Origin of the sequence: Vibrio chagasii, assembly GCF_002954585.1 — a bacterium.
In the GTDB taxonomy this organism is placed as follows: Bacteria; Pseudomonadota; Gammaproteobacteria; order Enterobacterales; family Vibrionaceae; genus Vibrio; species Vibrio chagasii_A.
On sequence record NZ_MSCI01000004.1, the window covers coordinates 195,539 to 214,927 of the forward strand.

The following is a 19,389-nucleotide window of genomic DNA, read 5'->3' on the forward strand; positions in this document are numbered from 1 at the left end:
TCACCTTGAACGATTAAACGTAAAAAGGGCTTCCTAACGAAAGCCCTTTTTTAGTTTTGATTATTCTGAATTTCGTCTCTCGCTATGCGTTATTGCGGAGGGAAACAAACACCTGTTCCGCCTAACCCACAGTAACCATTAGGGTTCTTAGCTAAGTACTGTTGGTGATAGGTTTCCGCGAAAAAATATTTCCCAGCAGGTAGAACTTCTGTCGTAATCTCATTGCCTAAAGAGGCTGTAATCGCTCTTTGATAATTTTGTCGAGACTGTTCAGCAATGGTCTGTTGTTCTTCACTAAAGGTGTAGATAGCAGAGCGGTATTGTGTGCCTAAATCATTACCTTGGCGCATGCCCTGAGTTGGGTCATGGCGCTCCCAGAAGGTCTCAAGTATTTGTGCTAGAGAAGTTTGCTCGCTATCAAAAATGACACGAACGACTTCTGTATGGCCAGTTTGTCCGGTACACACTTGTTCATAGGTTGGGTTCACTGTGTAACCGCCAGCGTAGCCCACTGATGTAGAGACCACACCGTCTAATTGCCAAAACAGACGTTCAGCTCCCCAGAAACATCCCATGCCTAACAACACTTCTTGTTGGGAGCCCATAGGGGCTGCTAGCAAGTCAGTTTGATTAACGTAATGGCGCTCAGTGATTTGAATTGGAGCAGCATTTCCCGGTAATGCGGTGGCTGCGGAAACCAGTTGTTGTTTGTTTAGCATGTCATATTCCTTTTCGCATACGTTGACCACGTTGGCTTTTGTGAACTGTGGGCGTATTAACGCTTGGTTCATATTAAATAAGTCTTTAAATTAGACCGTGTTATTGCAGGATTACTTACAGACTCAATGCCTTTTTAGCGGTATTATTTCTTTTTGATTATTAACGTATTGATAACTTCTTCACCAATTAAGCATGATAAGAAAAACTTTACCAGTTCTGATTGGCACTCTATTGTCATCGACGCTCGCTTTTGCTGACGTTTCCCTTGAAATTAAAGGGCTTGATGGAGCGCTTGAAGATAACGTAGATGCTTATCTGAGTGCAGTGCCTGAAGAAGAGTATGCGATATCACTAAGATTCCAGTCTCGTTTGGAGTCTATGATTAAAGAAGCCCTCAATGCGTTAGGTTATTACCAACCCACCATTACTTTTTCCCACTCTGAAGATGAAACTGAGCTCACGGTGACGGTTGAGCAGGGAGAGCCTGTTCGTATCTATGAATCAGACATCGTACTGAGCGGTGAAGCCAAAGATGATCCAGACTTTTTAGCCTTAATTGCTAAGAGTAAGCTCTCTAAAGGCATGATTTTGAATCATGGTAATTACGATTCTTTGAAGTCTTCGATACGTAATCTCGGTCTAGCTAAAGGTTACTTCGATGGTACATATGAGGTTAGTAAGCTAGAGGTTGCGCCTGAACTGAATCGTGCTTATGTCCGCCTTCATTACAACAGTGGTATTCGTTATCACTTCGGCAAAACTACAGTGACTGGAAGCCAAATTGAGGATGATAAGGTTCAATCTCTCAAGACCTTTGAAGATGGTGAACCTTATTCGATTACTAAAGTAGGTGAGTACAACCAAAACTTGTCCAATACGGATTGGTTCTCTTCGGTTTTTGTTGAGCCTGATTTAAGCCAGTTAGGTGAAGGCAGAGAAATTCCGATGAAGGTTAGCCTTGCTCCTCAAGCTCGTAACCAGATTGAAACGGGTATTGGTGTTTCTACTGACCTTGGTGTTAAAGGTACGCTCAAATGGAAGAAACCTTGGGTTAACGAACTTGGTCATAGCTTTAATAGTAGTTTGTCGATATCCAAACCTGAGCAGACGATTACTGCGACTTATAAAATTCCATTAGATGATGTGCTTAACGACTATTACCAAATTAAGTATGGGATGAAGAACCTAGATAATCGTGATACCAAGAGTTTGGAGTCGAACTTAGCACTCGAGAGATATTGGCGTCTTGATAATGGTTGGCAACGTACCGTCTTCATTCGATACTTGGTTGAAAACTATGAGCAAGGTTTACAGGATGATTTAGCGCAATTCGTATTGCCGGGTATCTCTTTCTCACGAACTCGAACGCGTGGTGGTTCGATGCCTATGTGGGGCGATAAACAAACCATTATGGTTGAGGCCGCTGATGACACCTTACTGTCAGAAACCAAAGTGGTACGCTTTCAAGGACAGACGGCTTGGATCAGAAGTATCGGTAACAACCACCGTGGCCTAACGCGTCTGCAGTTTGGTGGTAACTTTGCTGATGAATTTGAGAAACTGTCTCCCTCACTAAGATTCTTCGCCGGTGGTGACAACAGTATCCGCGGTTACGGCTACGAATCGATTTCTCCTCGTGATGAAAGTAATGCATTAACTGGTGCAAAGTTCATCGCAACCAGCTCGGTTGAATATCAATACCGTCTCGTTGGAAATTGGTGGGGCGCAGCCTTCTACGATATTGGTGATGCGTTCAACGATAAACCAGAGTGGAAACATGGTACTGGCGTTGGTGTACGCTGGGCGTCGCCTGTTGGACCAGTCAGTCTCGACTTTGCGTGGGGTCTAGATGCCAAGAAAGGTGATGAGTTCCAATTGCACTTTAGTTTAGGACCAGAGTTATGATCAAAGTGATGGGCAAGTGCATAAAATGGACGTCGATTTCACTGACGTCGATTTTGCTGTTGTTAATAGCCCTGTTAGGTTTTGTATTGTTTACAAACTCTGGCTTAAACACTGTGTTGTGGGGTGCTGAAAAAGCTCTTCCACAACTTAAAGTGGGGAGCACAAAAGGTGCTTTATTCCCGAGCTTTACGCTCAATAATATTCAATTCAAAGATGATAGCCTCCACATCGATACCAAAGTGGAAAAGCTGGTATTGGCTATTAATCCTCGTTGTTTGCTCGATCCTAAGTTGTGTGTTGATCGCATTGCAATTCAGGGGCTAGATTTTGCTTTTACGGAGCTTCCTCCTACCTCTACAGAAGAGACTGAGCCAACGCCACCTCTTAAGTCGGTAAAAACGCCACTTCCAATCACCATCAATCGCATCGCTTTATCTGATATTAAGCTGAACATCTTGGGTAATGAGGTTGAATGGAGCTTGTTCTCAACGGCTTTGAGTATGCAAGGTGAAAGGCTGACAGTATCGCCAACTTTGTTCAATGACCTAAAAGTTAAACTTGCTGAATCAGCTGAAGAGCCAAAACCAGAAGTCGTAGAGCCTGAACCTGCCGTTAAAACCGCGATAGAGCTGCCTGAGGTTTGGATTCCAATACAGGTTGTACTAGAACGATTTGATCTCAATCGTTTCACTTTAGAGCAAGAGACGCCCATCGTTGTTAATCACCTTGGGCTTGAAGCGAGAGCTGGAAAAAACACTGTTGATGTATCTACTCTTGAGATCGACATGCCACAGGCAAGCGCGAACCTTTCTACTAAGGTAGAGCTGAAAGATGGTTACCCATTAGAGCTTTCATTGGACGCTCAGGTGAAGGAAACCGACCTTGCTGGTCAGAAGTTATCACTGAAAGCACAAGGCAGTGTGGCCAAGCTACAGCTCGACTCGCAGTTTTCTGACTTGATAGAAGCCAAGCTCTCTGGAGAACTACAACCTTTAGAGCCAACATTGCCATTTGATTTACTGCTAGAAGATGGGCAAGCGCAATGGCCGCTAACCGGTAAAAGCGATTACCAAGCCGAAATTGAACGCTTTAAAGCTGACGGTTCATTAGATGGCTTTAATGTTCAGCTTAAAGGTGAGGCGGACGGTAAGGAGATTCCAGCCCTAGCCATCGACTTACTGGGTAAAGGTACCACTGAACAAATAGAGCTTGAGCGACTGAAATTGAACACCTTGGGCGGTGAGCTCAACGGTACGGTCAAAGCTAACTGGGCAAAGCTTGTTAACTGGCAAGCCGATGTATCCCTAAAAGATATTCAACCTGGACTACAGTGGCCTGAAGCGGAAGGAAACATCAGTGGTAGCTTAATGACCTCGGGTGAATTGACTGAGGCTGGTGGCTGGGCGATTGAGCTACCTAAGCTTGATATCGAGGGTATCTTGCGTGATTACCCACTGGATATTGAAGGCCAGCTGTCGGCGTCAGATCGAAGCGCAAGTGGTGAGCCTAAACTGAAAACCAGTGGCTTGAGCTTAGCTCACGGTGTGAATTCGATTAAGGCACAGGGACAACTCGATAAGCAATGGGATATGGGCGTTGATATCTACTTCCCTGAGCTTGTGAAAAGTGTTCCAGACTTAAAAGGACAAGTGATTGGTAACATCCAACTTAGTGGCCCGACTCAAGAGCCCAAGGTCGATCTAGCACTGAACGTTAATAAGGTGGATTGGAATAGCGAAGCAACACTGGAGTCGCTATCTCTTAATGGTTCAGTGGTTCTATTGCCATTACCTGAAGCGCAAGCCGACCTGGTGTTGAAAGCCAAGAACTTGAGCTATCAAGAACAAAACGTAGAAAGCATCGACTTGACGGTCAGTGGCGGTGAGAAAAAGCACACTGTGACGTTAGATGTCATATCCGACATCGTATCGACAAGTTTAGCGATTTCTGGTGAGTTGATTCAAAAGCCTTCTCTTATTTGGGATGGCTCGTTAGACCGAGTGAAAATCACCACTCAACAAGGCCCTTGGGTGCTTGATCAACCTGTCTCTATTAAGGCGGATGTCGACAAGCAGCTTGCTGATGTTCAAGCTCACTGTTGGAAGCAAGCTGGTTCGAGTGTGTGTCTGGACGAAGACATCCGTGCAGGAAAATCGGGTGAGGCCAAGATTGCAATTAATCAGTTCGACTTCGATCAGATTAAAGCCTTTGTTCCTAAAGAGACTGAACTACAAGGCTTAGTGAATGTTAAAGCTCACGCAAAATGGTCGGAACAAGGTCAGCCAGAAGTCACGTTAAGCCTTGATATGCCAAAAGGTCAGGCGGTACAGCAAGTCGGTGAACCAATCACAATCGGTTGGGAGAGCGTCGCCCTAAACGCTCAACTGAAAGACAACAAGCTCGATGCAGACTTCAAACTGGATGTGTCTGATAACGGTGATCTGTCTGGTAGTGTGTCGCTGCCTGATATTCTTGCACAAGATAAAATGGTCGATGCTGCGATTAAGTTGACCACTTTCCATTTGGATTTCTTGCAGCCTATTTTAGGTGAATACAGCTTGTTGAAAGCGGACCTTGCGAGTGACCTTCAGGTGAAAGGCTCTTTGATGCATCCTCAAGTATTCGGTCAATTCTCAGTGGACGGCATTCAAGTTAAAGGCGACGTAACCCCGATTGATGTGAAAGATGGCCGTATTGACCTCGACTTTGATGGCTATAGTGCAAAGCTGGATGCCAATGTGGAAATGCCAGATGGACATCTTGATATTGAAGGTTCTGGAAAGTGGCAAGACCTTCAAGCATGGCATTCGAACGTTAGGGTATTTGCGCATGAATTGATGGTGGATGTACCACCTATGGTCAAGATCAAGGTCGTTCCTGATATGACCATTGATGTCACTCCTGAGCTAGCAACAATTACTGGTGATATTGCACTGCCATGGGGACGTATTGTGGTTGAAGACTTGCCACCTTCTGCGGTTGGCGTTTCTTCCGATCAAGTTATCTTGAATAAAGATCTGCAACCGGAGGGCGAATCGACTATTCCATTTGATGTCGTGACGAACATTAATATTTCTATTGGCGATGACTTTAAGTTGTCTGCCTTCGGCCTAGAAGGTGAATTGGTCGGTAAACTGAATGTCGCTCAAAAAGACCAAGGTCCGTTTGTTACTGGTGAGGTCAACATCGTTAATGGTACCTACCAATCCTTCGGTCAAGACTTGTTGATCGAAGAAGGTAAGATCTTGATGAATGGACCACCAGATCAGCCTTATGTCGCGATCAATGCGATCCGTAACCCTGACAATACGCAAGATGATGTGACAGCGGGTATTCGAGTGACTGGCCCGGCGACAGAGCCTGTTATTGAGATTTATTCGGAGCCTGCGATGCCGCAAGCAAATGCACTTTCCTACATCTTGCGTGGGCAAGATATCGATGGTGAGTCGAGTGGCTCTATGACAACCACTTTAATTGGTTTGAGCTTAGCGAAGAGCGGTAAGGTAGTCGGGAAGATAGGTGAAGCCTTTGGTGTACAAGATTTGCAACTGGATACCGCAGGTTCTGGTGAGGATTCACAAGTAACGGTAAGCGGTTACATTCTTCCCGGCTTACAGGTTAAGTATGGTGTGGGTATCTTCAACTCGCTTGGTGAGTTTACCGTTCGTTATCGATTGATGCAGGACCTCTACGTTGAAGCCGTTTCTGGTTTAGACAGTGCGGTAGATCTCCTTTATCAATTTGAGTTCGAATAAAACTATTTGAAGTCACCTAGGTAATACACCAGCCATTCATTATCGTGATCGTGTGAATGGCGTGTGAATGGCGTGTGGAGGATTTATGAAGCATCTCGTTTTTGTTTATGGAAGCTTGAGGCAAGGCCAATCTAATCACCATTATTTAAATGGCTGTCAATTACTAGGTAGGTTTGATACTCCTGCGGAATACGCTCTTTTTGACCTAGATGCTTATCCCGCGATGATTTTTGGAAAGAAAAGTGTCGCAGGGGAGGTCTATATGATTAACGACGAAGTTTTGGAGTCGCTCGATCGGCTAGAGGGTGTGCCTGTCGAGTATCGTCGCGAGCAAATAGAGACGATATTTGGATTAGCGTGGGTATATTTGTATCAGCTTGATCTAACAGCTAATAAAGAAATACTTTCGGGTGACTGGTGTAAGCGGAACAGGGATTCCAATTAGCTAATCACCCAGCGAGACAACAAAAAAAGCCAGCATTTCGATGCTGGCTTTTTAATGAGATTAAGTTGAGAAAGAAACGAGAGGGTTAGTCTGGATTCAGCTCAAGAAACTCTTCTACTTTACGTACCATATTCTTTGAACCAACGAAGAAAGGTACACGTTGGTGTAGCTCAGTTGGTTTGATGTCCATGATACGTTGTACACCATCAGAAGCGATGCCGCCAGCTTGCTCCATAATGAAGGCAATAGGGTTGCACTCATAAAGCAAACGCAGTTTACCCTGAGGGTAGCTCTCTGTACTTGGGTACAAGTAGATGCCGCCTTTTAGTAGGTTGCGGTGGAAATCTGATACAAGAGAACCAATGTAACGTGACGTGTAAGGGCGGTTATCACTTGGCTCGCTCTCTTGGCAGTACTTGATGTATTTCTTCACACCGGTTGGGAAGCGAATGTAGTTACCTTCGTTGATCGAGTAGATCTTACCTTCGTCTGGAATCATCATGTTTTCATGAGATAGACAGAAAGTACCCAGAGATGGGTCGTAAGTGAAACCATTTACGCCAGCACCCGTTGTGTAAACCAGCATGGTTGAAGAGCCGTAAATCACGTAACCTGCTGCTACCTGCTTGTGACCTGGTTGTAGGAAGTCTTCTTGAGTCGGTGGTGTTCCGATTGGAGATACACGGCGGTAGATAGAGAAAATCGTACCAACTGATACGTTTACATCGATATTTGAAGAACCATCTAGTGGATCCATTAGCACGACGTATTTTGCGTTTTTGTTGAGCTCTTTATTGAAGGCAACGGCTTCGTCTTCTTCTTCACTTGCTACACCACAAACTTGGTCTCGAGCTTCTAGAGCCGCTTTAAATTTGTCGTTCGCATAAAGGTCTAGCTTCTGCTGCTCTTCACCTTGAACGTTGTCTGTACCAACAGCGCCAGTAATGTCGACAAGACCTGCTTTGTTGATTTCACGGTTAACAATTTTTGCAGCAAGACGAATTGATGACAAAAGGGATGATAGATCACCACTTGCGTGGGGGAAGTCACTCTGTTTCTCAACAATGAACTCACCAAGGGTGCGCATCTCAGACATGTTATTTCCTTAAACTTCTCTGAATATTAGGGGGATTTGAGCACCGTAGAATTTGCCTCTTAAGTGGGCTTTATTCATCTAGACGCTTACCTAAATTCTAAGGCTTAGATCTTTTTAATGGTAATGAACTAAGCGACACAGATCTCACTTACTATGTCGACTCAATTTGTTTTGCATTGCCGCTCGCTTTTAATCTTCATTTAATGATAATGAGTACAAGCCGTTTTAATTAGGCACTGTTTATACTAGCCAAGCGTTTGGAAGCAATTTATGCATATTCATATCTTAGGAATTTGTGGCACCTTCATGGGCGGTGCTGCGGTATTGGCTCGTCAATTAGGTCACAAGGTTACCGGTAGTGACGCGAATGTTTATCCTCCAATGAGCACGTTGTTGGAGTCGCAAGGGATTGAAATTATTGAAGGGTTCGACCCAAGCCAACTAGAGCCTAGGCCAGACCTGGTGGTTATCGGTAATGCGATGAGCCGCGGTAACCCATGTGTTGAGTACGTCTTGGATAACAACTTTAGATACACATCTGGCCCACAATGGCTGCAAGAGTTCTTGCTACATGACCGCTGGGTTCTTGCGGTGTCCGGTACTCACGGTAAAACCACGACATCCAGCATGCTAGCTTGGATTTTAGAAGACTGCGGTTATGCTCCCGGCTTTTTAGTTGGTGGGGTATTGGGTAACTTTGGTATCTCTGCTCGCTTGGGTGAAAGCATGTTCTTTGTCGTAGAAGCTGACGAATACGACAGTGCTTTTTTCGACAAACGCTCTAAGTTCGTTCATTACCACCCAAGGACCTTGGTGATGAATAACCTTGAGTTCGATCATGCAGATATCTTTGACGATCTTGAAGCGATTAAACGTCAATTCCACCATTTAGTGCGAACTGTGCCAGGCAATGGTCGTATTTTCTCACCTAAGCAAGATACCGCTATTCAAGATGTTTTATCACGTGGATGCTGGAGTGAAACAGAATCGAGTGGCGAAGCTGGCGATTGGGATGCCAAAAAGCTAGTGAAAGATGGCTCTCAATTTGAAGTTTACTTCCAAGGTGAGTGTGTTGGTACGGTAGATTGGGACTTGGTTGGTGATCACAACGTCAACAATGCTCTTATGGCGATTGCTGCGGCAAGGCATGTGGGTGTGACGCCAGATTTAGCGTGCGAATCGTTGGCGAAATTCATCAATACTAAACGCCGTCTAGAGTTTAAAGGCGAGGTTGCTGGTGTGTCTGTTTATGATGATTTTGCCCATCACCCAACGGCGATTGAACTTACGCTCGGCGGTTTACGTAATAAGGTCGACTCGAAAAAAATCATTGCCGTTTTAGAGCCTCGTTCCGCCACCATGAAGCGTGGTGTGCATAAAGAAACCTTGGCTGATTCGCTAAAACAAGCGGATTCCACCTACTTATTCCAACCGGACAACATTGATTGGTCGGTACAGGATGTCGCAGACGCTTGTCATCAGCCTGCACATGTTAGTGATGATATGGATGTATTTGTTGCTAAAATTGTCTCAGAGGCGCAAGCGGGCGACCAAATTCTGGTAATGAGTAATGGTGGCTTTGGTGGTATTCACCAAAAATTGTTGGATGCGTTAGCCCTTAAAGGTTAATCCAATCCACGACCTTATAATTTGAAGTAACTGAGAACATGACAAAACACGATAAAGCGATAACTCTTGCTTTTACTGGCGCATCTGGTGCGCCTTACGGACTGCGTTTGCTCGAATGCTTGTTGGCAGCAGACTATCAGGTATACCTGCTGATTTCGTCGGCAGCGCGAGTGGTATTGGCAACAGAGCATGAGCTTAAGTTACCAGCAGGGCCAGATGCGGCAAAGCAAGCCTTGGTTAAGCACTTGGGCTGCGATCCAGAAAAGTTGGTAGTGTGCGGCAAAGATGACTGGTTCTCTCCTGTAGCATCAGGGTCTGCAGCGCCTAAGCAGATGGTGGTTTGCCCATGTTCTGCGGGCAGTTTGGCATCCATCGCCCATGGGTTATCGGACAACCTGATTGAGCGCGCAGCAGATGTGGTGATGAAAGAGCGAGGACAGTTACTGTTGGTGGTTCGTGAAACGCCATTCTCCACGCTACATCTAGAGAACATGCACAAGCTATCGACGATGGGTGTAACTATCATGCCAGCCGCTCCGGGTTTTTATCACCAACCTGAGTCAATAGAAGACCTGGTCGATTTCATGGTGGCGCGCATTCTGGACCATCTAGGTATTGACCAAGGTTTAGTGCCTAGATGGGGCTACGATCAACGTAATTGATCCAAACTTGATAGCTTATTGTTAAAAATCGAATTACAATTCCGGACACTCATCGGGGAGCAAACCATTCAAATAATGAATGCGAGCTGAGATCAAGCAGGTGCTTGGGACCCGTAAACCTGAACCAGATAATGCTGGCGTAGGAATTGAGTTAGGAACAACCTCTATCGTTCTCCTCCCTCAAACCTGTGCCGCTCAGACCATGGAGAGCGTCCAGTGAAATTCACATTAACTACCCTTGCTGTTACTACAGCTATCTCTTTTTCTGCCTTTGCTGCAGACGATACGTTGACTGTCTACACCTATGATTCTTTTGCTGCGGATTGGGGCCCTCGTCCTGCTGTAGAGAAAGCGTTTGAAGAAAAGTGTGGCTGTGATGTGAATTTTGTCGCGCTGGAAGATGGCGTTTCTATCCTGAACCGTTTACGTCTTGAAGGTGGCAACAGCAAAGCTGACATCGTTTTGGGCTTAGATAACAACCTGATGGCTGAAGCGAAAGCGACCGGTTTACTGGCTGAGCACAATGTTGATACATCATCAGTAACACTGCCAAATGGTTGGGACGATAATACCTTTGTACCTTACGACTTTGGCTACTTTGCTTTTGTCTACAACACAGAGAAGCTAACAAACCCACCGAAAAGTCTGAAAGAGTTGGTTGAGCAACGTGAAGACCTGAAGGTTATCTACCAAGATCCACGTACATCAACACCTGGCCAAGGCATGATGCTTTGGATGAAATCGGTGTACGGTGATGAAGCGACAGCGGCGTGGAAGAAGCTAGCTCAGAAAACGGTGACGGTAACCAAAGGCTGGTCTGAAGCTTACTCTATGTTCCTAGAGGGTGAATCTGATCTAGTATTGTCTTACACCACTTCTCCGGCTTACCACATCATTGCGGAGAACGATTCTAAGTACGCTGCTGCGAACTTTGAAGAGGGGCATTACACTCAAGTGGAAGTCGCTGCAAAGGTCAAAGGCAGTAAGAATGAAAAGCTTGCTGATGAGTTTATGGCGTTTATCCTAAGTGATGAATTCCAATCGGCGATGCCAACAGGCAACTGGATGTACCCAGTGACAGATGTTGAGCTACCTAAAGGTTTCGAACAACTGACGGTACCTCAGCAAGCGCTAAGCTTTAGCTCTGAAGAGATCGTCGAGAAGCGTAAGCCTTGGATTCGTGAATGGCAGAGTGCACTTACTTTTTAATTTACTTTTAAAAGAATGAACGACCTGTATTTAAAGCCATTCTGTATATTCGGAATGGACTTTTTACGGTAATAATCAATTTATGATAAAGAAAACGCCTAAGGTCGGTATTTGGGTCGCGATGCTCATTACCGCCTTCGTGGTTTCAGCAGTAGGGGCATTGCTTAGCAATGCCCCTTCTCTTGATATCAGCCAAGTATGGTCCGATCCCTACTATTGGCATGTAACGAAGTTCAGTTTTTATCAAGCGACACTCTCAACGGTGCTGAGTATTGGCTTTGCTATACCTGTTGCACACGCTTTGTGCCGCAGACTGTTCTTTGGACGAGCGCTACTGTTAAGGCTCTTTGCGTCGACCTTGGTTCTGCCTGTGTTAGTCGGCGTCTTTGGCTTACTGGCTATTTACGGCAACAGTGGTTGGTTAGCTAAGTTATTGGCGAACTTCGACATTGAGTTACCATTTTCGATTTATGGCCTGAATGGTATTTTGTTGGCACACGTCTTCTTCAATCTGCCTTATTCCTGTCGCTTACTTCTGCAAGCGTTAGATACCGTACCTGCTGAGCAGCACAAGTTATGCGCACATTTAGGCATGAGTCATTGGAACAAATTCAGGTGGGTTGAATGGCCTCGCTTAAGGCAACAGTTACCTCATGTATGTGGCTTAGTCTTCATGCTGTGCTTTACCAGTTTTGCTACCGTGATGGCGCTAGGCGGTGGCCCTAAATCAACCACTATCGAGCTTGCTATTTATCAGGCGATTAAATTTGACTTTGATCTGCAAGCTGGGGCTTTGCTGGCGATATGGCAAATGCTGTTGTGCGGCGTGTTAGCGGTGAGTATCCAGCGCCTGTCTAAGCCTATCTCAGTGACCGCAAGTCAGCTGTCGGAAGAGAAGTATTTGGTTAAGGACAGCTGGTGGTCAAAAGCTTGGGATAGCTTTTGGATCATCATGGTATCAATACTCGTATTACCGCCACTGTTGATGGTGCTTGTTAGTGGTATTAACGCTCAAGCCTTGACAGTGCTGGTCAGTGAGCCGTTTTGGGCTGCGTTGATGACTTCGGTAAGAGTCGCTTTATTGGCGAGTGTTATTGCAGTCAGCATAGGTATCGCGATATTGCTCACCAGTCGTGCATGGCGTTTGCAAAACAAGACGATCAGAGCCGATAAAATCGAGCTGATCGGCACTATTATCTTGGTGACGCCGGGATTAGTGATCAGCACTGGTATCTTCTTACTGCTACGTTCATTTACCGATGTGTTCAGCTTGGCTTTTTTTATTGTGATTGCCGTAAATAGCCTAATGGCGCTGCCTTATGTGATTAAGACACTTGCCCAACCTATGTTACATCTGTCTCAGCAGTATCAGTATGTGTGTGCAAGCTTGGGAATGACTGGCTTTACTCGCTTTAGGTTAGTGGAGTGGCGTGCACTGCGCAAACCTATGGTGCAGGCTTTCTCTATCAGCTTTATGTTGGCGATGGGCGATCTTAGCGCGATTGCCTTGTTTGGTAGCCAAGATTTTAGAACCTTGCCTTTGTATCTATTCCAATTGTTAGGTAGCTATCAAATGGAAGCTGCAGCAGTGGTGTCAGTGAGTCTATTGTTATTGAGTGTAGGCAGCTTTAGTCTGATTGAATTTTTGTTTACTCGAAGCTCAAAGCTAAAGAGTTAAGGGACCGATGATGTTAGTGATGAAAGATGTGGATTACCACTATCACCAAGAGTTGTTTAGTTTTGATTTCCAAGCAGAGCAGGGCGATATTGTTGCTCTCATGGGGCCAAGTGGCGCGGGTAAATCAACCCTGCTCGCTTTGGTAGCAGGCTTTATTGAGCCGACATCTGGAGAGATTTCTGTTGCTGGGCAATCGCTGATTGGTAAAGAAGCACATCAGCGCCCATTGGCAATGCTGTTTCAAGAGCATAACCTGTTTGCTCATCTCACGGTGCGTGAAAACATTGGCTTAGGGTTACACCCAGGCTTAAAGCTTACCGCAACCCAAAAGCAAGCTGTCGAACAAGCGGCTACTCAAGTTGGCGTCGCTGAGTATTTGGATAGGTTGCCTGAACAGTTATCTGGTGGTCAGCGTCAGCGTGTCGCATTAGCACGTTGTTTCGTTCAACCTCACGACATTTGGTTACTTGATGAACCTTTCTCGGCGCTGGACCCGTTACTACGAGAAGAGATGCTTTGCCTTGTGAAGCAGCTAGCTGCAGAACGCAATATTACTGTTTTGATGGTGACGCACCATTTAGGTGATGCGCGTAGTATTGCGAATAAGTTTGTGTTCGTTGCGTTAGGTAAGGTGTTAGTCGAGGACTCGATAGAAATGCTGACGGTTGACCATCCGCAGCCAGAGTTGAGCTCATTTGTAAGAGCTGGCGAGTAGTGCTCAATTACCAACAGAATCAAAAAAGACCTAACGTGTGCTAGGTCTTTTTTTAGGTAACTGATAAAGCGATGACGGATTAGTCTTCTTGTTTTAGCTCTTTCAGGATTTGGAAGATCTCACGGAAAGCCTTTGCTGGCTTGTTTGCTTTCTTCTCTTTGTTAGCTTGGCGAGCCAGTTGACGAAGACGTTGACGGTCTGCTTCAGGGTACATATCCATGACTTCTGAAATAGCAGCATCACCTTCTTCGACGATACGGTCACGTAGTTGCTCAAGTTTGTGCAGCTCCGCTGTTGCTTGTGAGTGCTTGTTACGTACCTTGTCCAAAGCAGCTTGAATCGGCTCTGGGTCGATGTTACGCATGAGCTTACCAATGTATTGAAGCTGGCGACGTTTTGCTTCGTTCTTGAAGCGCTGTGCGTCTTGAATCGCGAGTGCCAAATCTTCAGACAGAGGGAATTTCTCTAATACTGATGGCTTTAGGGTAACAAGTTCTTCCCCTAGTTTCTGTAGGGCTTCCATGTCCGTTTTCATTTCGGTTTTACTTACCCAGATGATTTCTTCTTCTGGTTCCCATGGAGCTTTTTGGTTTTTGCGAGCCATCTTTTCTGCCTATGTCACTATCTCAAACGAATATATTGCCTATTTTAGCAAGAATCTTGGGGAGAAAGCGAAATTCTTGTTATCCTACGTAATATTGACCTACAAAATTAGAATAGATATGGATGTAAAACAGCAAGTCGCCCAGCAAAGAGTTGATCTAGAAGCCGCAGTTGCAAAAGCGTTGGACATGGCCTCTGTAAGTGCCGACGCCGCTGAGGTCGCTATTACTAAGTCAACGGGTTTGAGTGTTTCAACACGCATGTGTGAAGTGGAAAACGTTGAATTTAATAGTGATGGTGCGCTAGGCATTACTGTTTATCGCGGCCAGAAAAAAGGCAGTGCATCTACATCTGATCTGAGTGAAAAAGCGATTGCTCAAACCGTCGCCGCGGCACTTGATATCGCCCAGTACACTTCAGAAGACCCGTTCGCAGGCCCTGCAGCAAAAGAATACATGGTGAAAGAGGTTCCAGACTTGGACCTTTTCCACCCTGATGAACCAAACCCAGACTACGCGGCTGAGATAGCGATTGCAGCTGAGAAACAAGCGCTATCGTACAGCGATAAAATCAAACAAAGTGATGGCGCAAGCTACGACAGCCACTACGGTGTTAAGGTCTATGGCAACAGCCATGGTCTACTAGCAAGTTATGCATCAAGCCGCCATAGCACGAGCTGTTGTGTGATTGGTGAGGGTGCTAATGGTGAGATGGAGCGTGACTACAGCTATACCGTTGCACGTCACCGTGACGAGCTATGGACGCCCGAGCGAGTAGGTCAAGAAGCAGCAGAAAAGACCATTAGCCGCTTAGATGCGAAAAAGCTAGCAACAGGTCAATACCCGATCATGTTCGCTAATGATGTAGCGACTGGCCTTGTCGGTCACCTAGTGATGGCGATCAGCGGTGGTAACCTGTACCGCAAAGCGTCTTTCCTATTGGATCATCTAGGTCAGAAAATCTTGCCTGATTGGTTCAACATCTCTGAGCGTCCTCATATTCTGCGCGGTTTGGCATCGAGCCCTTTTGATAGTGAAGGTGTGCTTACTCAAGACCGTGAAATCATCACTGATGGTGTGCTCGCGACTTACCTATTAACGAGTTACGCAGCACGTAAAATGGATATGACGCCGACAGGTCATGCTGGTGGCATTCATAACTGGTTCGTAAAATCGACAGGCCAAAACTTTGAGCAGATGCTTAAAGAGTTGGGCACTGGCTTCCTCGTAACTGAAGTGATGGGCCAAGGCGTGAATACTGTAACGGGTGATTACTCTCGTGGCGCTGCAGGTTTCTGGGTTGAGAATGGAGAAATCCAATATCCAGTATCGGAAGTGACGATCGCGGGTAACCTAAAAGACATGTTCAATCAGATCGTTGCAGTCGGTAACGACGTTGAGACACGATCGCAAATTCAAACGGGTTCTATCCTGCTTGAGTCTATGAAAGTGGCAGGCGAGTAATTCAATTAACGCCAGATTGATGAACTAAAAAAGGGAGCCGATGGCTCCCTTTTTGTATGCAGTGTTTCGCTGTTAAAGCGGGTTATGACTGTAACTTAGATAAGTATGGTCGCTAAGCCTAAGAATACCGATAGGCCAATAACATCGGTTACTGTTGTGAGTGCCATACCACCGGCTAATGCTGGGTCGATATTCATCTTCTTCAGCATCACTGGAATGGTTACACCTGCGATACCAGCCACAATCAAGTTGGTCATCATTGCGGCTGAGATGATGCCTCCCAGTATCCAGTTGCCTTTCCAAGCTACCACAATACCACCAATGATAACGGCCCATAGAACGCCGTTGAGGAAGCCGATAGCTGCCTCTTTGAATAGTAGTTCGCGTTTGTTACTGTCACCGATGTGACCAAGTGCTAAACCACGAATCACTAGAGCAACGGTTTGGTTACCAGCAACACCACCCATCGACGGTACAATCGTCATCAGAACCGCAATCGCAGCCATTTGGTCGAGCGTTGCTTCAAACATGTTGGAAACAGATGCGGCAGCAAGCGCTGCTAGAACGTTAGCACCAAGCCATACGCTACGACGACGAGCCGATTTTACGACTGGTGCGAAGGTATCTTCGTCATCGTCCATACCCGCCATACTCATCATTGAGTGTTCGGCATCTTCACGGATAACATCAACCACGTCATCGATAGTAATACGACCAACGAGATGTTGGTCGCTATCGACAACCGGTGCTGAAACCCAGTTACGACGTTCAAATAGGCTCGCGATATCTGACGCACTGGTTTCTACGGAGATGGCTTCATCTGCATCGTCCATCACTTCTGAAACGGCAATATCAGGCTGAGTCGTAATCAGTGTCGTCAGTGACAAGTTACCAATAAGACGCTCTTCTTCGTCGATGACATACAGAGCATCGGTTGCATCAGGCAGTTCGCCACGCATACGCAAATAACGTAATACAACGTCGACATCGACATCACCACGAATCGTGATTACGTCGGTATTCATGATCGCACCAGCAGAATCTTCTGGGTACGACAGGGCGGTTTCAACTAGTGCACGATCGGCGGAGTCCATTTGAGAAAGGACTTCGCGAGAAACATCGTCAGGTAGGCTTCGAAGTACGTACGCGACGTCATCCGTTTCCATGCCTTCGGTTGCTTCGGCCAAGGTCTCTGGTGCCATTTTTGACACAAGAGCATCTTTGACGTCTTCGTTTAATTCATCAAGAATTTCACCGTAGTCTTCTGGATCGGTGAGTTGCCAGAGTACGTCACGACTTTTGCGAGGGGAGGCTTCTAAAAGGTGTGCAATATCCTCAGGCTCCATGTCCTGAAGTTGTCGGCGTACGTGTACAAATCGGCCGTTTTCTAGGGCTTCGCTGACTTCTTGGAGGGTTTGGTGAGCTTGGTCGAATTCTAATTGCTCTGCCATATTTTCCTCCTATCTCATTATTCTTACAATGCTTGGAATAGTAACTTAATTCTAGGGCTTATTTAAATCATAAACTTAGGTAGAACTAAGATTTAATATAGGTTGGTTCACCGTTTTAGTTTGCGGCGTTACGAGTTAAGCGTCTTGGCTACTCACCCTCATCAAATTTATCTTCGATAAGGTGGCAAACGGCATCAAGTGCTTGTTGTGAATCAGTACCCGAAGCTTGAATCGTGATGTGTTGGCCTTGTGCCGATTCCAGCATCAATAGTCCCATCACGCTGTCTGCGGTGGCAGTTTTATCTTCTTCACTATGAATTGTGATAGTGGCATCAAAGCTTTGGGCAAGCTCAACCAACTTTACGGCCGCTCTAGCGTGAAGACCCAAGCGGTTTTGGATCAGTACAGTTCGAGTTAATTCCATGGGTTAGCCCTGTTGGTGCTTCTCTAGAGAGGCATGTCTGATTTGAACTTGATGACCAAGTTGTTCGAAGTATTCGCCAATTTTCTGGGTTAGATACACCGAGCGGTGCTTACCACCAGTACAACCAATGGCAACAGTTAGATAACTGCGATTGTTTTTCTCTAACATTGGCAGCCACTGCTCAACAAAGCCTTGAATCTGTTGCTTGAGTTCAATCACTTCTTGATGCTGTTCTAGGAAGGAGTGAATTGGAGCATCAAGGCCTGTCATTGGTCGTAAGTCAGGTTCCCAATGAGGGTTTGGTAAGAAGCGAACGTCAAACACGTAGTCGGCATCGCTTGGTAGACCAAATTTAAAGCCGAAAGATTGAAAGACGATGATCAGCTCTTGCTTCTCTTTGCCTTCAATTTTAAAGCGTACTTTTTCACTCAACTCGTAGAGGTTGCAGTCACTGCTATCAATCACAATGCTGGCTTGTTCTGCTAGAGGACTGAGAAGTGTCTTTTCTAAATCAATAGCCTGTTCCAGAGAGAGTTTCTCTTGGCCAATTGATAAAGGGTGGATTCTGCGGGTTTCGCTGTAGCGCTTGAGGAGTGTCTGCTTGCTAGCATCGAGGAACAATACATCAACATCGATGTTGGTAGCGGACTCGAGTTGCTCAAGCGTGTCGGTGACTAACTGAGGCTCTTTCGGTAGGTTACGTATATCAATGCTTACCGCAACGTTTTGGTTGCTTTCGCGTACCGATTCAACAAAGTTGTTGAGCAGGTTTACCGGCAGATTATCAACACAGTAATACCCCAAGTCTTCTAGGACTCGTAACGCAACACTTTTACCGGCCCCTGATTGGCCACTAACCACGATTAATCGCATGTTATTGCTCGCAAGTTGGCACTTGAATCATGATGTCGTAAAGCTCTTGATCGCTCTGAGCATTACGCAGCTGTTTAAGAGTCTGCTTGTCGTTTAGTCGTTCTGCCATACAAGAAAGGGTTTTTAGATGCTCTTTACACTGTTCACTTGGAACCAGTAGAGCAAATAGTAGGTCGACAGGACGGTTATCAATCGCATCAAATTCGATCGGATCTTGGCATTGCAGTAATACAGCAATCGCTTTATCACTGACATTCATACGAGCATGGGGAATGGCGATACCATTACCAATACCGGTACTGCCCATCTTCTCGCGGCTCAACATGCATTCGAATAGCTCTGTTGAATCTTGACCACAGCTCTCTGCTGCGATTTGACTGATGAGCTCAAGAGCTCTCTTTTTGCTTGTGCATTGGACTGCACTTTTGGTGCAGTCCAATGAAAGTACTTCGCTTAATTGCATGTTAGTGACTACTTAGCTTTTCTTTGTGCTTGTTGAGTTGGCGAACGAGTTTATCAACCAACGCATCAATCGCAGCATACATGCTTTCATCTGTTGCTGTTGCATGAATCTCGCCTTGGTTTACGTGAAGGGTCGCTTCTGCAATTTGATTGATTTTCTCAACTTTTAAAACAACCTGAACACTATTGATATGATCAAAGAAGCGTTCAAGCTTGTCGAATTTGGTGTGAACATAGTCTTGCATTGAATCGGTAAGATCAACGTGATGGCCTTGAATATTGATTTGCATAGACTTTCC

At 45.7% G+C, this 19,389-nt stretch carries 17 protein-coding genes and 1 riboswitch; of the genes, 9 read left to right on the top strand and 8 right to left on the bottom strand.

The genetic code is table 11. The features are described from left to right. Positions 1 to 89: 89 nt before the first annotated feature. Positions 90 to 719: a peptide-methionine (S)-S-oxide reductase MsrA gene (gene msrA, locus BTO10_RS22490; RefSeq protein WP_004738729.1), complete on the bottom strand. Its 630-nt coding sequence runs from the start codon at positions 717 to 719 to the stop codon at positions 90 to 92. A gap of 193 nt (positions 720 to 912) precedes the next feature. Between msrA and tamA the strand changes: the two genes are divergently transcribed. The 3 genes from tamA to BTO10_RS22505 all read left to right on the top strand — a co-directional run bounded on the left by tamA (position 913) and on the right by BTO10_RS22505 (position 6,825). Further along, complete coding sequence (gene tamA / locus BTO10_RS22495; RefSeq protein WP_105025870.1) at positions 913 to 2,625, top strand: autotransporter assembly complex protein TamA; 1,713 nt, start codon at positions 913 to 915, stop codon at positions 2,623 to 2,625. Continuing rightward, positions 2,622 to 6,380 carry an autotransporter assembly complex protein TamB gene (tamB, locus tag BTO10_RS22500; RefSeq protein WP_105025871.1) on the top strand — a complete coding sequence of 1,253 codons (3,759 nt, stop codon included), beginning with the start codon at positions 2,622 to 2,624 and terminating at the stop codon, positions 6,378 to 6,380. The genes tamA and tamB overlap by 4 nt, the downstream gene beginning before the upstream one ends. Positions 6,381 to 6,465: 85 nt before the next feature. Then, positions 6,466 to 6,825 (top strand): gamma-glutamylcyclotransferase family protein, encoded by a 360-nt coding sequence (locus BTO10_RS22505; protein ID WP_105025887.1) that lies wholly within the window; start codon positions 6,466 to 6,468, stop codon positions 6,823 to 6,825. 85 nt (positions 6,826 to 6,910) lie between these two features. On the opposite strand, the gene fbp is transcribed toward BTO10_RS22505, so the two are convergent. Further along, positions 6,911 to 7,921 carry a class 1 fructose-bisphosphatase gene (gene fbp, locus BTO10_RS22510; RefSeq protein WP_032554129.1) on the bottom strand — a complete coding sequence of 337 codons (1,011 nt, stop codon included), beginning with the start codon at positions 7,919 to 7,921 and terminating at the stop codon, positions 6,911 to 6,913. 270 nt (positions 7,922 to 8,191) lie between these two features. Here fbp and mpl point away from each other — a divergent pair, with 270 nt between their 5' ends. The 5 genes from mpl (at position 8,192) to thiQ (ending at position 13,814) form a co-directional block, all read left to right on the top strand. Further along, entirely contained in the window at positions 8,192 to 9,550 is a 1,359-nt protein-coding gene (gene mpl / locus BTO10_RS22515; protein ID WP_105025872.1) for a UDP-N-acetylmuramate:L-alanyl-gamma-D-glutamyl-meso-diaminopimelate ligase, read from the top strand. 38 nt (positions 9,551 to 9,588) lie between these two features. Continuing rightward, positions 9,589 to 10,212 carry a flavin prenyltransferase UbiX gene (locus tag BTO10_RS22520; RefSeq protein WP_105025873.1) on the top strand — a complete coding sequence of 208 codons (624 nt, stop codon included), beginning with the start codon at positions 9,589 to 9,591 and terminating at the stop codon, positions 10,210 to 10,212. 43 nt (positions 10,213 to 10,255) lie between these two features. Continuing rightward, a riboswitch (TPP riboswitch) is annotated at positions 10,256 to 10,375 on the top strand. A gap of 53 nt (positions 10,376 to 10,428) precedes the next feature. Then, complete coding sequence (thiB, locus tag BTO10_RS22525; protein WP_105025874.1) at positions 10,429 to 11,421, top strand: thiamine ABC transporter substrate binding subunit; 993 nt, start codon at positions 10,429 to 10,431, stop codon at positions 11,419 to 11,421. Between the two features lie 82 nt (positions 11,422 to 11,503). Next, positions 11,504 to 13,099: a thiamine/thiamine pyrophosphate ABC transporter permease ThiP gene (gene thiP, locus BTO10_RS22530; protein WP_181144014.1), complete on the top strand. Its 1,596-nt coding sequence runs from the start codon at positions 11,504 to 11,506 to the stop codon at positions 13,097 to 13,099. Between the two features lie 10 nt (positions 13,100 to 13,109). Continuing rightward, the gene (gene thiQ, locus BTO10_RS22535; protein WP_105025889.1) at positions 13,110 to 13,814 is read left to right on the top strand and encodes a thiamine ABC transporter ATP-binding protein; all 705 of its coding nucleotides are present in this window, start codon (positions 13,110 to 13,112) and stop codon (positions 13,812 to 13,814) included. Positions 13,815 to 13,893: 79 nt separating this feature from the next. On the opposite strand, the gene yjgA is transcribed toward thiQ, so the two are convergent. Further along, positions 13,894 to 14,418, bottom strand: a complete 525-nt coding sequence (gene yjgA / locus BTO10_RS22540; protein WP_004738713.1) for a ribosome biogenesis factor YjgA — start codon at positions 14,416 to 14,418, stop codon at positions 13,894 to 13,896. A 118-nt stretch (positions 14,419 to 14,536) separates the two neighbouring features. Between yjgA and pmbA the strand changes: the two genes are divergently transcribed. Further along, a complete protein-coding gene (gene pmbA / locus BTO10_RS22545; RefSeq protein WP_004738712.1) occupies positions 14,537 to 15,880 on the top strand; it encodes a metalloprotease PmbA in 1,344 nt (447 codons plus the stop codon). A gap of 95 nt (positions 15,881 to 15,975) precedes the next feature. Here the strand turns inward: pmbA and mgtE are convergent, their stop codons facing one another. The 5 genes from mgtE to hpf form a co-directional block, all read right to left on the bottom strand. Continuing rightward, on the bottom strand, positions 15,976 to 17,331 hold the full coding sequence (gene mgtE, locus BTO10_RS22550; protein ID WP_105025875.1) for a magnesium transporter: 1,356 nt from the start codon (positions 17,329 to 17,331) through the stop codon (positions 15,976 to 15,978). A 148-nt stretch (positions 17,332 to 17,479) separates the two neighbouring features. Continuing rightward, positions 17,480 to 17,755: an HPr family phosphocarrier protein gene (locus BTO10_RS22555; RefSeq protein WP_004738710.1), complete on the bottom strand. Its 276-nt coding sequence runs from the start codon at positions 17,753 to 17,755 to the stop codon at positions 17,480 to 17,482. 3 nt (positions 17,756 to 17,758) lie between these two features. Further along, a complete protein-coding gene (gene rapZ / locus BTO10_RS22560; protein WP_105025876.1) occupies positions 17,759 to 18,628 on the bottom strand; it encodes an RNase adapter RapZ in 870 nt (289 codons plus the stop codon). A 1-nt stretch (position 18,629) separates the two neighbouring features. After that, positions 18,630 to 19,091 (bottom strand): PTS IIA-like nitrogen regulatory protein PtsN, encoded by a 462-nt coding sequence (gene ptsN, locus BTO10_RS22565; RefSeq protein ID WP_004738707.1) that lies wholly within the window; start codon positions 19,089 to 19,091, stop codon positions 18,630 to 18,632. Position 19,092: 1 nt separating this feature from the next. Beyond that, positions 19,093 to 19,380 (bottom strand): ribosome hibernation promoting factor, encoded by a 288-nt coding sequence (hpf, locus tag BTO10_RS22570; protein ID WP_004738706.1) that lies wholly within the window; start codon positions 19,378 to 19,380, stop codon positions 19,093 to 19,095. Positions 19,381 to 19,389: the final 9 nt, after the last annotated feature.

Excerpts from the sequence above, each read along its gene's own strand:
- msrA (WP_004738729.1), bottom strand. The coding sequence starts at position 719 with ATGCTAAACAAACAACAACTGGTTTCCGCAGCCACCGCATTACCGGGA.
- tamA (WP_105025870.1), top strand. The coding sequence starts at position 913 with ATGATAAGAAAAACTTTACCAGTTCTGATTGGCACTCTATTGTCATCG.
- tamB (WP_105025871.1), top strand. The coding sequence starts at position 2,622 with ATGATCAAAGTGATGGGCAAGTGCATAAAATGGACGTCGATTTCACTG.
- BTO10_RS22505 (WP_105025887.1), top strand. The coding sequence starts at position 6,466 with ATGAAGCATCTCGTTTTTGTTTATGGAAGCTTGAGGCAAGGCCAATCT.
- fbp (WP_032554129.1), bottom strand. The coding sequence starts at position 7,921 with ATGTCTGAGATGCGCACCCTTGGTGAGTTCATTGTTGAGAAACAGAGT.
- mpl (WP_105025872.1), top strand. The coding sequence starts at position 8,192 with ATGCATATTCATATCTTAGGAATTTGTGGCACCTTCATGGGCGGTGCT.
- BTO10_RS22520 (WP_105025873.1), top strand. The coding sequence starts at position 9,589 with ATGACAAAACACGATAAAGCGATAACTCTTGCTTTTACTGGCGCATCT.
- thiP (WP_181144014.1), top strand. The coding sequence starts at position 11,504 with ATGATAAAGAAAACGCCTAAGGTCGGTATTTGGGTCGCGATGCTCATT.
- thiQ (WP_105025889.1), top strand. The coding sequence starts at position 13,110 with ATGTTAGTGATGAAAGATGTGGATTACCACTATCACCAAGAGTTGTTT.
- yjgA (WP_004738713.1), bottom strand. The coding sequence starts at position 14,418 with ATGGCTCGCAAAAACCAAAAAGCTCCATGGGAACCAGAAGAAGAAATC.
- pmbA (WP_004738712.1), top strand. The coding sequence starts at position 14,537 with ATGGATGTAAAACAGCAAGTCGCCCAGCAAAGAGTTGATCTAGAAGCC.
- mgtE (WP_105025875.1), bottom strand. The coding sequence starts at position 17,331 with ATGGCAGAGCAATTAGAATTCGACCAAGCTCACCAAACCCTCCAAGAA.
- BTO10_RS22555 (WP_004738710.1), bottom strand. The coding sequence starts at position 17,755 with ATGGAATTAACTCGAACTGTACTGATCCAAAACCGCTTGGGTCTTCAC.
- rapZ (WP_105025876.1), bottom strand. The coding sequence starts at position 18,628 with ATGCGATTAATCGTGGTTAGTGGCCAATCAGGGGCCGGTAAAAGTGTT.
- ptsN (WP_004738707.1), bottom strand. The coding sequence starts at position 19,091 with ATGCAATTAAGCGAAGTACTTTCATTGGACTGCACCAAAAGTGCAGTC.
- hpf (WP_004738706.1), bottom strand. The coding sequence starts at position 19,380 with ATGCAAATCAATATTCAAGGCCATCACGTTGATCTTACCGATTCAATG.